Origin of the sequence: Citrobacter portucalensis (assembly GCF_002042885.1) — a bacterium.
Taxonomy (GTDB): domain Bacteria; phylum Pseudomonadota; class Gammaproteobacteria; order Enterobacterales; family Enterobacteriaceae; genus Citrobacter; species Citrobacter portucalensis.
The window spans coordinates 96,363-109,893 of sequence record NZ_MVFY01000012.1 but is presented as its reverse complement, the minus strand read 5'-3'; the positions used below and the strand labels follow the sequence as shown (position 1 = coordinate 109,893).

Annotated in this window: 14 protein-coding genes and 1 pseudogene; 11 read left to right on the top strand and 4 right to left on the bottom strand. The window is 56.6% G+C overall.

Translation table 11 applies throughout. From position 1 onward, the window contains the following. The first annotated feature begins 23 nt into the window (after positions 1 to 23). The 5 genes from phnL to phnP are packed head-to-tail and all read left to right on the top strand — an operon-like array spanning position 24 to position 3,588. A complete protein-coding gene (phnL, locus tag BZK40_RS17855) occupies positions 24 to 710 on the top strand; it encodes a phosphonate C-P lyase system protein PhnL (RefSeq protein ID WP_003826708.1) in 687 nt (228 codons plus the stop codon). Next, positions 707 to 1,843, top strand: a complete 1,137-nt coding sequence (gene phnM / locus BZK40_RS17850) for an alpha-D-ribose 1-methylphosphonate 5-triphosphate diphosphatase (RefSeq protein WP_032942122.1) — start codon at positions 707 to 709, stop codon at positions 1,841 to 1,843. Before phnL ends, phnM begins: the two co-directional genes overlap by 4 nt. Before the next feature lie 2 nt (positions 1,844 to 1,845). Then, the gene (phnN, locus tag BZK40_RS17845) at positions 1,846 to 2,400 is read left to right on the top strand and encodes a ribose 1,5-bisphosphokinase (RefSeq protein ID WP_079935038.1); all 555 of its coding nucleotides are present in this window, start codon (positions 1,846 to 1,848) and stop codon (positions 2,398 to 2,400) included. Continuing rightward, the gene (gene phnO, locus BZK40_RS17840) at positions 2,387 to 2,821 is read left to right on the top strand and encodes an aminoalkylphosphonate N-acetyltransferase (RefSeq protein WP_048215113.1); all 435 of its coding nucleotides are present in this window, start codon (positions 2,387 to 2,389) and stop codon (positions 2,819 to 2,821) included. The genes phnN and phnO overlap by 14 nt, the downstream gene beginning before the upstream one ends. A gap of 8 nt (positions 2,822 to 2,829) precedes the next feature. Next, entirely contained in the window at positions 2,830 to 3,588 is a 759-nt protein-coding gene (gene phnP, locus BZK40_RS17835; RefSeq protein ID WP_079935037.1) for a phosphonate metabolism protein PhnP, read from the top strand. A gap of 52 nt (positions 3,589 to 3,640) precedes the next feature. Here phnP and BZK40_RS17830 read toward each other — a convergent pair whose 3' ends face one another. The 4 genes and pseudogenes from BZK40_RS17830 to BZK40_RS17815 form a co-directional block, all read right to left on the bottom strand. After that, complete coding sequence (locus BZK40_RS17830; protein ID WP_008786950.1) at positions 3,641 to 3,982, bottom strand: HigA family addiction module antitoxin; 342 nt, start codon at positions 3,980 to 3,982, stop codon at positions 3,641 to 3,643. Positions 3,983 to 4,001: 19 nt separating this feature from the next. Beyond that, positions 4,002 to 4,304 (bottom strand): annotated as a pseudogene (locus BZK40_RS17825) (type II toxin-antitoxin system RelE/ParE family toxin). A gap of 155 nt (positions 4,305 to 4,459) precedes the next feature. Then, complete coding sequence (yjdP, locus tag BZK40_RS17820; RefSeq protein WP_003031807.1) at positions 4,460 to 4,789, bottom strand: DDRRRQL repeat protein YjdP; 330 nt, start codon at positions 4,787 to 4,789, stop codon at positions 4,460 to 4,462. A 69-nt stretch (positions 4,790 to 4,858) separates the two neighbouring features. Further along, positions 4,859 to 7,123, bottom strand: a complete 2,265-nt coding sequence (locus BZK40_RS17815; protein WP_079935035.1) for a hybrid sensor histidine kinase/response regulator — start codon at positions 7,121 to 7,123, stop codon at positions 4,859 to 4,861. Positions 7,124 to 7,237: 114 nt separating this feature from the next. Between BZK40_RS17815 and BZK40_RS17805 the strand changes: the two genes are divergently transcribed. The 6 genes from BZK40_RS17805 to BZK40_RS17780 all read left to right on the top strand — a co-directional run bounded on the left by BZK40_RS17805 (position 7,238) and on the right by BZK40_RS17780 (position 13,459). Next, a complete protein-coding gene (locus tag BZK40_RS17805; protein ID WP_079935034.1) occupies positions 7,238 to 8,761 on the top strand; it encodes a sugar ABC transporter ATP-binding protein in 1,524 nt (507 codons plus the stop codon). Then, positions 8,754 to 9,749 carry an ABC transporter permease subunit gene (locus BZK40_RS17800; protein WP_008786947.1) on the top strand — a complete coding sequence of 332 codons (996 nt, stop codon included), beginning with the start codon at positions 8,754 to 8,756 and terminating at the stop codon, positions 9,747 to 9,749. Before BZK40_RS17805 ends, BZK40_RS17800 begins: the two co-directional genes overlap by 8 nt. Before the next feature lie 88 nt (positions 9,750 to 9,837). Continuing rightward, a complete protein-coding gene (locus BZK40_RS17795; protein ID WP_003826688.1) occupies positions 9,838 to 10,779 on the top strand; it encodes an ABC transporter substrate-binding protein in 942 nt (313 codons plus the stop codon). A gap of 120 nt (positions 10,780 to 10,899) precedes the next feature. Beyond that, positions 10,900 to 11,583, top strand: coding sequence for a D-lyxose/D-mannose isomerase (locus tag BZK40_RS17790; RefSeq protein WP_032942114.1), 684 nt, complete (start codon positions 10,900 to 10,902; stop codon positions 11,581 to 11,583). A 14-nt stretch (positions 11,584 to 11,597) separates the two neighbouring features. After that, on the top strand, positions 11,598 to 12,458 hold the full coding sequence (locus BZK40_RS17785; protein ID WP_003826670.1) for a ketose 1,6-bisphosphate aldolase: 861 nt from the start codon (positions 11,598 to 11,600) through the stop codon (positions 12,456 to 12,458). Then, positions 12,455 to 13,459: a carbohydrate kinase family protein gene (locus BZK40_RS17780; protein ID WP_095533153.1), complete on the top strand. Its 1,005-nt coding sequence runs from the start codon at positions 12,455 to 12,457 to the stop codon at positions 13,457 to 13,459. Before BZK40_RS17785 ends, BZK40_RS17780 begins: the two co-directional genes overlap by 4 nt. The last annotated feature ends 72 nt before the right edge of the window (positions 13,460 to 13,531 follow it).

The following is a 13,531-nucleotide window of genomic DNA, read 5'->3' as shown; positions in this document are numbered from 1 at the left end:
AAAAATGTCTAAAGAGGCTAAAAATGAACGCGATCCGCGTTGAAAATGTCAGTAAAACCTTTGTCCTGCATCAGCAAAACGGCGTGCGTCTGCCGGTGCTGCAAAACGCCACTCTGGACGTTAAAAGCGGCGAATGCGTGGTGCTGCACGGTCACTCGGGCAGCGGCAAATCCACATTGCTGCGTTCGCTGTACGCCAACTACCTGCCGGATGAAGGACACATCCACATCCGCCACAGCGATGAATGGGTCGATCTGGTGCAGGCCCCGGCGCGCAAAGTACTGGAGGTTCGCCGTTCAACCATCGGCTGGGTGAGCCAGTTCCTGCGCGTGATCCCGAGGATTTCCGCGCTGGACGTGGTGATGCAACCGCTGCTGGATCTGGGGGTCTCCCGTGAGGAGTGTGCAGCCAAAGCAGCTAACCTGCTTACCCGCCTGAACGTGCCGGAGCGATTGTGGCACCTGGCGCCGTCGACCTTTTCCGGCGGCGAACAGCAGCGCGTCAACATCGCTCGCGGGTTTATCGTCGATTACCCAATTCTTCTGCTCGATGAGCCTACCGCCTCGCTGGACGCCAAAAACAGCGCCGCCGTCGTCGCATTAATTGAAGAGGCGAAAGCCCGCGGCGCAGCAATTGTCGGCATTTTTCACGATCAAACCGTGCGCGACCGCGTAGCGGATCGTCTGCATCTGATGGGAACAACAGCATGATTATCAATAATGTAAAGCTGGTACTGGAAGATGAAGTGGTGCAAGGATCGCTGGAAATCGAGGGCGGGGTCATTCGCACCTTTGCAGAAAGTCCGAGCAGCCTACCTGAGGCGCTGGACGGCGAAGGCGGCTGGCTGCTACCAGGGCTTATCGAGCTGCATACCGATAATCTCGACAAATTTTTCACCCCGCGCCCGAAGGTAGACTGGCCTGCCCACTCGGCGATGAGCAGCCACGACGCGCTAATGGTCGCCAGCGGCATTACCACCGTGCTGGACGCGGTGGCAATTGGCGATGTGCGCGACGGCGGCGACCGTCTGGAAAATCTGGAGAAGATGATCAATGCGGTCGAAGAGACGCAAAAGCGCGGGGTCAATCGCGCCGAGCATCGCCTGCACCTGCGCTGTGAGCTGCCGCATCACACTACCCTGCCGCTGTTTGAAAAGCTGGTCGGCCGCGAGCCGGTAACGCTGGTGTCACTGATGGATCACTCGCCAGGCCAGCGTCAGTTCGCCAATCGCGAGAAGTACCGCGAGTATTATCAAGGCAAGTATTCGCTCACCGACGAGCAGATGGCCCGCTATGAAGAAGAACAATTAGCGCTGGCGGCGCGTTGGTCACAGCCCAATCGCACGGCGATTGCCCAGATGTGTCGTGAGCGCCAGATTGCGCTGGCGAGCCATGATGATGCCACCCATGATCATGTGCTGGAATCGCACCAGCTTGGCAGCGTGATCGCCGAATTCCCCACTACCTTCGAAGCGGCTGAAGCCTCGCGCCAGCATGGTATGAACGTGCTGATGGGGGCGCCCAACATCGTGCGCGGCGGTTCTCACTCCGGCAACGTAGCGGCGCATAAGCTGGCTGAGCTGGGGCTTTTGGATATTCTCTCTTCCGACTATTACCCCGCCAGCCTGCTCGATGCGGCGTTTCGCGTAGCGGACGACGACGCCAACCGCTTTACGCTGCCACAGGCCATTCGTCTGGTGACCCGCAATCCGGCGCGGGCATTAAATCTCGACGATCGTGGCGTTGTTGCCGAAGGCAAACGCGCGGATCTGGTGCTGGCACACCGCAAAGGCGGCAACATCCATATCGACCACGTCTGGCGTCAGGGCAAAAGGGTATTCTGACTATGGGTAAACTGATCTGGCTGATGGGGCCATCCGGCTCCGGTAAGGACAGTCTGCTGGCCGAACTCCGCCAGCAGGAACCGGCGCAACTGCTGGTAGCGCACCGTTACATCACCCGCGCCGCCAACGCCGGGAATGAAAATCATATTGCGCTGAGCGAACAAGAATTTTTTACCCGCGCCGGGCAGAACCTGCTGGCACTGAGCTGGCACGCCAATGGCTTCTACTACGGCGTTGGCGTGGAGATTGACCTCTGGCTACACGCCGGTTTTGATGTGGTGGTCAACGGCTCACGGGCGCATCTGCCCCAGGCGCAGGCCCGTTACGGTACATCTTTACTCCCCATTTGCTTACAGGTTTCTCCGGCGATTTTACGCCAGCGCTTGCAGGCTCGTGGACGGGAGAGCGAAACGGAAATCGCCGCCCGTCTTGAGCGCGCAGCCCGCTACGCCCCGTATGACTGCCACGTCCTGAACAACGATGGAAGTTTGCTACAGTCTGTCAATACACTACTCACACTGATGGGACGCAAGGAGAAGAAACATGTCTGTCTGTGAATTACGCCGCGCTACGCTATACGATACCGATGCGGTTTATGCGCTCATCTGTGAGTTGAAACAGGGTCAATTCGACCTGCAGGCCTTTAGTGCCGGATACGCCGCAAATCTGCAAGATCCCAATATGCACTACCAACTGGCGCTGCTCGACGGACAGGTCGTCGGCTTGATCGGTCTGCACCTGCAGTTTCATCTGCACCACGCTAACTGGATTGGCGAAATACAGGAACTGGTGGTGATGCCGCAGGCGCGAGGATTAACGGTAGGCAGTCAGTTACTGGCCTGGGCCGAAGCCACCGCGCGCGAAGCGGGTGCAGAGATGACCGAGCTTTCCACCAGCACTCAACGCCTTAACGCTCACCGTTTTTATCAGCGCGAAGGCTATACCCAGAGCCATTTTCGCTTCACTAAACCGTTGTAGGGGGAGCCATGAGTCTGACCATTACGCTGACGGGAACGGGCGGCGCGCAGCTGGTGCCGACATTTGGCTGCGACTGTGCGGCTTGCCAACGAGCACACTTACAGGCGCAATACCGTCGACGCCCTTGTAGCGGGGTGGTCAGGTTCAATAATGCGGTGACGCTGCTGGACGCGGGGATCCCGCATCTGATGGACGACTGGCCGGCGGGCAGCTTCCAGCAGTTTTTGCTGACCCACTATCATATGGATCATGTGCAAGGGCTGTTTCCGTTGCGCTGGGGTGTGGGGGCGACTATCCCGGTGTACGGTCCGCCGGATGAACAGGGTTGCGACGATCTGTTTAAGCATCCCGGCATCCTCGATTTTAGCCATACCGTGGCACCGTTCGTGGTGTTCGACCTGCAAGGATTGCAGGTAACGCCGCTACCGCTCAACCATTCAAAGCTGACGTTTGGTTATCTGCTGGAGACCGCACATAGCCGCGTGGCGTGGCTCTCCGATACCGCCGGACTTCCCGACAAGACGTTGAAGTTTCTCCACAATAACCAGCCTCAGGTGATTATCATTGACTGCAGCCATGCCCCGCGCGCCGAGCCACCGCGCAATCATTGTGATTTAAATACCGTTATCGCCTTAAACGAAGTTATCCGCTGCCCACGGGTGATCCTGACGCATATCAGCCATCAGTTTGATCTGTGGATGATGGAACATCCGCTACCAGTAGGGTTTGAGGCAGGATATGACGGAATGGAGATTGTGCTGGAGTAAGGAAATTTGCCGGATGCGATGAAAACATCTTATCCGGCCTACAAACAGATGATTAAGCGACTTTTTTTGCGCCGACATCTCGCTGCGCAATAAAATCTTTAACTGAAACAATCCGGTTCAGTTCTTCTTGCGCCCGCATGTCATTTTCAACTTCCCACAGGTCAACCGCCGCCTGTAGGTTACGCCAGAAATCAACGGAGGTATCGAACGCTTTTGCCAAACGAAACGCCATATCCGTTGTTAATTTGCGATTATTGTTGACCAGTGCGCTCACTGTATTGCGGTGAACATGCAGAATTTCAGCCAGATCGTTGATTTTCAGATCAAGCGGTTCCAGGTATTCATATTGCAGGATATCACCCACAGTCGTTGGTTTTCTGGATGCCTGTTTCATATCGTTACCTTACGTTTTTCTAATAGATGTGTGGATCTAAGTACACATCTTCGGCCTTACCATTAATCCATTTAAATATTAATCGGTACTGCTTGTTTACTCTGATTGAAGAATATTCCTGTAATTTTCCGGTTAACTCTTCATATCTGTTACCGGGTGGCGAGCGCAAATCCCGATGCGAAACAGCCGCATTAATGATATCCAGCTTTCTGGCTAATGCAGTGTGAATATCCGCAGGTATTTTTCTGTGCTATGTCGCCCGTTCAAAAAAATCTTCAAGCCATGTATCCCGAAAATTTCTGATATTTAATGATTTAGACATTCCATTGCCAGCACCTTTTCCATAAGCATAGAGAGATTGTAGTGCATACATGCACCGTGCTCAAGTGCATTCATTAACATAAAATGGTGAGCCGTTGGGCGAGCAGGTAAATCCCTGCCAGAAAGATAAAATACCCATAAATTTAATCGTTACCGCTAACGATCGTAATCTTCTTCCATTCTGCGTTCTTCGTCTTCTAACTGACGCCGTTCTTGATCGAGCTGGCGCTGACGGTCATCCAGTTGGCGACGTCGATCTTCAAACTGGCGGCGGCGATTGTCATATTGCCTGCGCCGGTCGTCACTCATCTGGCGCTGCCAGCTTTCGTCACGCGAATCATCATAATCCCGCCCGTTGTCCGGTTTGTATGCGTCGTTAATCGCCTGCTGAATATTACCAATGGCGTCATCGATAATATCCGCCTGTGCCGATACGGTGGTCAGCATTAGCAAACTAAAAAGAAGGAATGTCGCAGAGCGTTGCATAAAACCAGCCTCATCAAGAAACTCGCCCCACGGTAATCAAAGCGTATTTGCGCGGGTAGCGGAGGAATCTCAATTACGCGAATGCCGCAGCGCCTGCGCCAGCTCTCCCCGAGTAAAAGGCTTACGCAATAGCGCCACATCGGGCAACGCTGGGTTATGCGCCGGACGTAAATCCTGACCGCTAATCAGCAGGATGGACAACTGCGGATAATGTGCCTGAGCATGATTCACCACATCCACGCCGCTCAACCCTCCTGGTAGCATTAAGTCGCTGATTAAAATATCAATCTCGGATGAAGCCGCCAGCATATGCATCGCCTGTTCGCCGTTGGCGGCCTCTAACGTCAGGTAGCCCAGCAGGTGTAATTGCTCGCACAACGTCTGGCGTACATCGTCCTCATCCTCGAGCACCAACACCAGTTTTTCACCGCTGTTCGCCGCATGTACCGCCACCGGTTCTGCCTGAGCCTGCACCGGCACAACGGCGCGAGGCAGTTGTAGCCTGACCGTCGTTCCCTGCCCGGGAGCGCTTTCAATCTCCACCCGACCACCGGACTGGCGCACAAAACCGTAAACCATCGACAGCCCCAGTCCGCTGCCGCTACCGGTCTGTTTGGTGGTGAAAAACGGTTCGAAGACCTGGGCTTTCACCTCCTGTGACATCCCGCTTCCCTGGTCGGCAACCTCCAGCATCACCATATCCTGCTTGCGCCCATCGCTGCGCGTGACCCGCTGATTCCAGGTACGGATTTTAATCGTGCCCGCCTGCCCGTCCATGGCGTCACGGGCGTTCATCACCAGATTGATAATGGCGTTTTCCAGTTGGCTGACGTCAATCCACGCGGGCCAGGCGGGAGACTGGGCTTCAATCTCCAGCGTCAACGTGGCCGGAAGAGAGTGGCGCATCAGTTCGCCCAGATTTTCCAGCAGCGTTTTCAGCTCCACCGCATGAGGGTGCAACGACTGTTTGCGCGAAAAGGCCAGCAGTCGCTGGGTAAGCAGCGCCCCACGCTCGGCGGCTTTTAGCGCCCGATTGACCCGCGGCGCGTCGGGAGAATCCGGATCCACCAAATCCAGACTGCCAATAATAACCGCCAGCAGGTTATTGAAATCATGTGCTAATCCACCCGTCAGTTGCCCCACCGCCTTCAGCTTTTGGCTGTGCAACAGCGCCTCTTCCAGCCCCTGACGCTCGGTGCGATCGATTTCCATCTGGCTGGTTTTTTCTTTTAGCAGTCGGGTGGTGTGCTCCAGCGACGCCGTATTCCGGGCAAAGACGCTAAAGGCGCGGGCCAGCTCGCCTAACTCATCACGACGCTGCAGGGCCGGTACGCTGACGTCTGATTCACCGTGCGCCAGCCGGGTCATCGCCCGTGAAATGGCCGTCAGGTTGGAACCGAGATTACGGTAGATATACCACCCGGCAAAACCGGTGATCACCACCGCCAGCAGCGCAAACACTAAAATAAACAACGCGCCGGATTGCAGTTCCTGATGGCTTTGCGCCACCCGTTGCTCTGAGATCAGCGCCACCTGCGAGGCATACTGATTGATATCGCTGTTGAGGATCGCCACCAGCGCTTTGATATGAAACATATACCAGTTGATGGCCAAATCGCTCTGCTCCAGCGCGGAAGAGAGCGGCTCCAGCTTATGCAGCTCCTGGTTGAAGTCGTTGAGGATACCGCTAATCAGCGGACTAGCATGGCGCAAGGGAAGCGCAGGCATCACCGCATCCAGTTGTTTCACCACCGAACGCGGCGTGGGCGTGTCGATGGCGGCAACAATTAAGCGGTCCATCTGCCCCAGCAGCGCATCATCCTGCGCGCCGGTCAACTTTTGCAGATGACGTAAATAGCTTTGATTTTGATACAGCGAACTGAGCAACGCGTTACGCTCCAGGTGTCGCCGCTGCCCGCGCTGCAACATCCCTTCTACGCTGCTTTGTAGTTCATTACTGCGCTGGATAATACGCTCGACCAGCACCGGCTCTTGCTGCGCCAGCGGCGCGGTAGCCAGTTGTTCCAGCGACTGCTTCAGCGCCCTTTGCGTCTCCTGCAGCCGCTCCGCTTCCCCTTTGTATTCCAGCGCCCCGACCACCTGCGACAACCGCACCGCCGCCGTCGCCACGTTCGCCGTATCCCGCGCCAGGTTCATGCTGCCGGTCATGTCGTCAACGGTTTGCTGCTGCACCTGCTCCTGAATCTGACTGGCATGCTGAAAACCCAGCACCGCCACGCCGCTCACCATCAGCGTGACAGCCACCACCAGCAGATTGAAGAACAGCAATCGTCCGCGAGCACTGGCGAGAAAGTGACGTCCCGGTTGCGGCATATCACGCTCCGTGAAGAAAAATCGCAATATGACAAATATGAACGGCTTCTGACATTTTGCATTTACATTCCTGTGATGGACTGCTGATATCGGCCACCCCACAGGAGATCCGCCATGAGCAGGACACCGGTTCTGGAGATGCGCAACATTGCTAAAGCGTTTGGCAAATTTTACGCGCTGAAAGGGGTCGATTTAACGGTCTGGCCGGGCGAGATTCATGCCCTGATGGGCGAGAATGGCGCGGGGAAGAGCACCCTGATGAAGATCCTCGCAGGCGCCTATACCGCCACCAGCGGTGAGATCCTGATTGACGGTCAGCCGTTTCACATTCGCGGTCCTAAAGATGCGCTTAGCGCAGGCATCACGCTGATTTATCAGGAGATGCAGCTCGCGCCGAACCTGACGGTAGCGGAAAATATCTTTCTTGGCAGCGAGCTGTCGCGCGGCGGGCTGGTCCAGCGTAAAGAGATGGTCATGCAGTCGCAGAAAGTCATCGACCGACTCGGCGCCCAGTTTAAGGCCAGCGACCGTGTGATGACATTGACCATCGCCGAACAGCAGCAGGTGGAAATTGCCCGCGCCCTGCACCGTAACAGCCGCATTCTGGTAATGGATGAACCCACCGCCGCCCTCTCCTCACGTGAAACTCACCGCCTGTTTGAACTGATCATGCGCCTGCGCGATGAGGGGATGGCGATTATCTACATCAGCCACCGCATGGCGGAAGTGTACGAACTCTCGGACCGCGTCAGCGTCCTGCGCGATGGGCAATATGTTGGCAGCCTGACCCGCGACAAGCTCAACGCCTCGGAGCTGGTACGCATGATGGTGGGCCGTCCGTTGAGCGATCTGTTCAACAAAGAGCGCGATATTCCCTTAGGTAAAGCACGCCTCAATGTTCATCACCTGACCGACGGCCATAAAGTCCGGCCGTGCAGCTTGCTGGTGCGCTCCGGGGAGATCGTCGGCCTGGCCGGGCTAGTCGGTGCCGGGCGTTCTGAACTGGCTCAGCTTATTTTTGGCGTGCGTAAAGCCATCGGCGGCATGATTGAAGTAGACGGTGAACCGGTAGTGATCCACTCCCCCCGCGAGGCGATTGACCACGGCATTGGCTTTCTGACGGAAAACCGCAAAGAACAGGGATTATTTTTAGAGCTGGCAGCGGCAGAAAACATCACCATGGCAACGCTGGAGCGTGACGCCAACTGGGGCATGCTCGATCGCAAAAAGGCGCAGGCTATTTCCGATGACGCCATCAAGCTGCTCAACATCCGCGTGCCGCACGCACAGGTACGCGCGGGCGGGCTGTCCGGCGGAAATCAGCAAAAACTGCTGATTTCACGCTGGGTCGCGATCGGCCCACGTATTTTGATCCTCGATGAACCCACGCGCGGCGTGGACGTCGGTGCCAAAAGCGAGATCTACCGGATCATGAACGATATGGCGCGCAAAGGCGTAGCGATCCTGATGATCTCCAGCGAGCTGCCGGAAGTCGTCGGTATGAGCGATCGCGTGTATGTCATGCGGGAAGGCAGTATTGCCGGCGAGCTGAACGGACAAAGCATTACCCAGGAAAATATTATGACGCTGGCAACCGGCGTGAACGACTCCCACCATCAGGCGGTGCCCCATGAATAATCCAACCACTCCCCAGCAGGTGGCGAAATCCGCCTCCGCAAAAAAAATGCTGATGAGCGATCTGATGCAAACGGTCGGCATCTTACCGATTCTCATCCTGATTGTGGCGGTATTTGGCTTTATCGCGCCTAACTTTTTTACCGAAAGTAACCTGCTGAATATTACCCGTCAGGCCTCGATCAACATCGTGCTGGCGGCTGGCATGACCTTCATTATTTTGACCGGCGGGATCGACCTCTCGGTTGGCTCGATTCTCGGTACCACCGCTGTCGCAGCCATGGTCGTTTCTCTTATTCCTGAGCTTGCCATGCTATCGATTCCGGCGGCGCTGATGCTCGGTCTGGTGCTGGGATTGTTTAACGGCGCGCTGGTTGCTTTTGCCGGACTACCGCCGTTTATCGTCACGCTTGGAACCTATACGGCGCTGCGCGGTGCGGCCTATCTGCTGGCCGACGGAACAACGGTGATTAACTCCAATATCAGCTTTGAGTGGATCGGTAACAACTATCTCGGCCCGGTTCCGTGGCTGGTAGTCATTGCGCTGGCGGTGGTGGTGGTGTGCTGGTTCATTCTGCGCCGCACCACGCTCGGCGTTCATATCTACGCGGTCGGCGGCAATATGCAGGCCGCACGTTTAACCGGGATCAAAGTGTGGCTGGTGCTGCTGTTCGTCTACGGCATGAGCGGTTTGCTCTCAGGCCTTGGCGGGGTGATGAGCGCCTCGCGGCTGTATAGCGCCAACGGCAACTTAGGCATGGGTTACGAGCTGGACGCCATCGCGGCGGTGATCCTCGGCGGCACCAGCTTTGTTGGCGGGATCGGCACCATCACCGGCACGCTGGTGGGGGCGTTGATAATCGCCACGCTCAATAACGGTATGACGCTGATGGGCGTCTCCTATTTCTGGCAACTGGTGATCAAAGGGGCGGTGATCATCATAGCGGTACTGATCGACAAATACCGTACCCGACACCATCAAAGTGCATAGACAAGCTTACTGGCCTACTCATTCGTAGGCCTGATAAGCGCAGCGCCATCAGGCGTATAACAACAATACCCTACGTGAGGAAACGAGTATGCGTTTGAAGCCATTAGTAACCGCGCTCTGTGCTGGCGCCCTGCTTGCTGCAGCTCCGTTTGTGCAGGCAAAAGAACTGAAATCGATCGGCGTTACGGTGGGCGATCTGGCCAACCCGTTCTTCGTGCAGATCACCAAAGGCGCGGAGCTGGAAGCACGCAAGCTGGCAGGTGATAGCGTTAAAGTAACGCTGGTTTCCAGCGGCTACGATCTGGGTCAACAGGTGTCGCAGATCGACAACTTTATTGCCGCCAAAGTCGACATGATTATCCTTAACGCCGCCGACTCCAAAGGCATCGGCCCGGCGGTAAAACGCGCGAAAGACGCCGGGATCGTGGTGGTTGCCGTTGACGTGGCAGCGGAAGGCGCAGACGCGACCATTACCTCCGATAACACCCAGGCAGGTGAAATGGCCTGTAAATACATTACCGACCGCCTGAAAGGCAAAGGCAACGTCGTCATCATCAACGGGCCGCCGGTTTCCGCCGTCCAGAACCGCGTGGAAGGCTGCCAGACTGAGTTTAAACGCCACCCGGACATCAAGGTGCTGTCGCATAACCAAAACGCCAAAGGCAGTCGTGAAGGCGGGCTGGAGATCATGACCGCGCTGCTGGCGGCGAATCCGAAGATCGACGGCGTATTCGCCATTAACGATCCGACGGCGATCGGTGCCGATCTGGCGGCAAAACAGGCGCAGCGTAGCGAATTCTTTATTGTCGGCGTAGATGGATCCCCGGACGGTGAAGAAGCGCTGAAGCGCGAAAACTCACTATTTGTGGCGACTCCGGCACAAGATCCGCAGGTGATGGCTGCCAAAGCGGTCGAAATCGGCTATGACATATTGCAGGGGAAACCCGCCCCGAAAGAACCCGTGCTGATCCCGGTGACGATGATCGATAAAAACAACGTCGGCAGTTATAAGGGTTGGACGGTTAAATAGCCCGCCACAACAACGCCGGATGGCGGCAAAAATGCCCTATCCGGCCTACAAGATCGCTATGAATTTGTAGGCCGGATAAGCGCGGCGCCATCCGGCATTATATTAAGGAGGATTCAGCCGATGAAACGCTCCGCAATAAACGAGATCCTTGGCCACACGCGCCAGTTTTTCTCTCAGCACGACGTGCATCTCCCCCCTTTTGCCAGCTTCCCCCCGACCCAATGGCGCAAGCTTGATGCTGCAGCCTGGAGCGAAGTGTTCGACCTTAAGCTCGGTTGGGATGTCACCGCATTTGGCGGCAACAATTTCGCCGCGCAAGGGTTAACGCTGTTCACTCTGCGTAATGGCTCGCCGAAAGGCATGCCTTACGAGAAATGCTACGCCGAGAAAATCATGCATGTTCGCGATGCGCAGGTCACGCCGATGCATTTTCACTGGCGCAAACGCGAAGACATTATCAATCGCGGCGGCGGCAATTTAATTGTGGAACTGTGGAATGCGGGGATCCGGGAACAAACGGAAGAGACCGACGTCAGCGTGGTAATTGACGGCTGTCGGCAAACCCATGCAGCGGGCAGTCAGTTACGCCTGACGCCGGGTGAAAGCATCTGCCTGCCGCCGGGCCTGTATCACAGCTTCTGGGCGGAAGAAGGTTTTGGCGACGTGCTGGTCGGCGAGGTTTCTTCTGTTAATGACGACGACCACGATAACCACTTTTTGCAACCGATCGCCCGCTATAACGACATTGAAGAAGACGAGCCGGCGCAGCTGGTGCTGTGTAACGAATATCGCCTGTTCCGCTAACCAAGGAGCGTATTATGCCGTTGATATCTCTCGCTGATGGCCTTGCACATGCCCGTGAGCATCGTTATGCCTTAGGGGCATTTAATGTTCTGGATTCACACTTCCTGCGCGCGCTGTTTGCCGCGGCAAAGCAGGAACGTTCGCCGTTTATCATCAATATCGCCGAAGTACATTTTAAATATATCTCGCTGGATTCTCTGGTCGAAGCGGTCAAGTTCGAAGCCGCGCGGCATGACATTCCGGTGGTGCTAAACCTTGACCACGGCCTGCACTTTGAGTCGGTAGTTCGGGCACTACGCTTAGGGTTCAGTTCAGTGATGTTCGATGGCTCCACGCTGGAGTATGAAGAAAATATCCGCCAGACCCGCGAAGTGGTGAAGATGTGCCATGCCGTCGGCGTGTCGGTGGAAGCCGAACTGGGTGCGGTGGGCGGTGATGAGGGCGGCGCGCTGTACGGTCATGCCGACGAGTCGCTATTTACCGACCCAATGATGGCGCGCGATTTCGTCGACAGAACCGGGATTGACGCGCTGGCGGTCGCCATTGGCAATGCCCACGGCAAATATAAAGGCGAACCGCTGCTCGACTTCCCGCGTCTGGACGCCATTCGCCAGCAGGCGGCAATCCCGCTGGTACTGCACGGCGGCTCCGGCATTAGCGACGACGATTTCAAGCGCGCGATTGAACTCGGCATTCACAAAATCAACTTCTATACCGGCATGTCGCAGGCGGCGCTGTCGGCGGTAGAAACACGGATGGCGAATCGCCAGCCGCTGTACGACGAATTCGCCGAACTGCTGCTCGGCATTGAAGAGGCCATTACCGATACCGTTTCGGAACAGATGCGCATTTTTGGCAGCGCGGGACGGGTCTGATGGAACGCAAAGGCGTTATCGCCGCAGGCAACATGCTGGTCGATCACGTGCATCAAATTGTGCAGTGGCCGGAACGTGGCTGGCTGGCGGAAATCACCCGTAGCGAACGCGCCACGGGCGGTGCGCCGCTTAATGTGCTGCTGACGCTGGCAAAAATGCACACTGGGCTGCCGTTGCAGGCGGTGGGGTTAATCGGTCAGGACAGCGACGGCGACTACATCATGGCGATGCTGGAGCAGTATCACGTTAATCGCCAACACGTGCAGCGCACCACATTCGCCCCCACGTCGATGTCGCAGGTGATGACCGATCCCAGCGGTCAGCGCACCTTTTTCCACTCGCCCGGTGCCAATCGGCTACTCGATCTGCCTGCGTTTGAGCAACTGGATACCTCGATGAAAATCTTCCATCTGGGATATCTGCTGCTGCTCGACAGTCTGGACATGCCGGATGAGGAGTACGGGACGCGTAGCGCACGGCTGCTGGCGCAAATGCGCGACACCGGCTTTGAAACGTCGCTGGATCTGGTCTCACGCAAGGGCGACCCGCGCTATCAACCGCTGGTGATGCCAGCCCTGCGCCATCTCGACTATCTGGTGATTAACGAGCTGGAAGCCGGGGAGTTCAGCGGGCTGGAGATCCGCCAGCCCAACGGCGAACTGCATATTGCGCACATCGCCACCGCCGCACGCGAATTATTGGATGCAGGTGTACGCCAGCGGGTGGTGATCCACTGTCCGGAAGGTGCCTGGGGTGAAGCGCCGGATCTGCCGGGCGTCTGGATCCCGTCGCAGTACCTGGCGCAGGAGGAGATCGTTGGCAGCGTCGGAGCGGGAGATGCGTTTTGCGCTGGATTTTTGTATGGCTGTCATGAGCGCTGGTCGCTGACGGACAGCGTCAGGTTGGCACACGCCTGTGCGCGGGCAAGCTTGCTGTGCGCGAATGCGATAGATGGCGCGAAGACGCTGGCAGAGTTGAAAGCAGAAATGGCTGACGCCTGATGCGCTACGCTTATCAGGCCTACGGAGTTGTTATCGCTTTTGTAGGCCGGATAAGGCGTTTACGCTGCATCC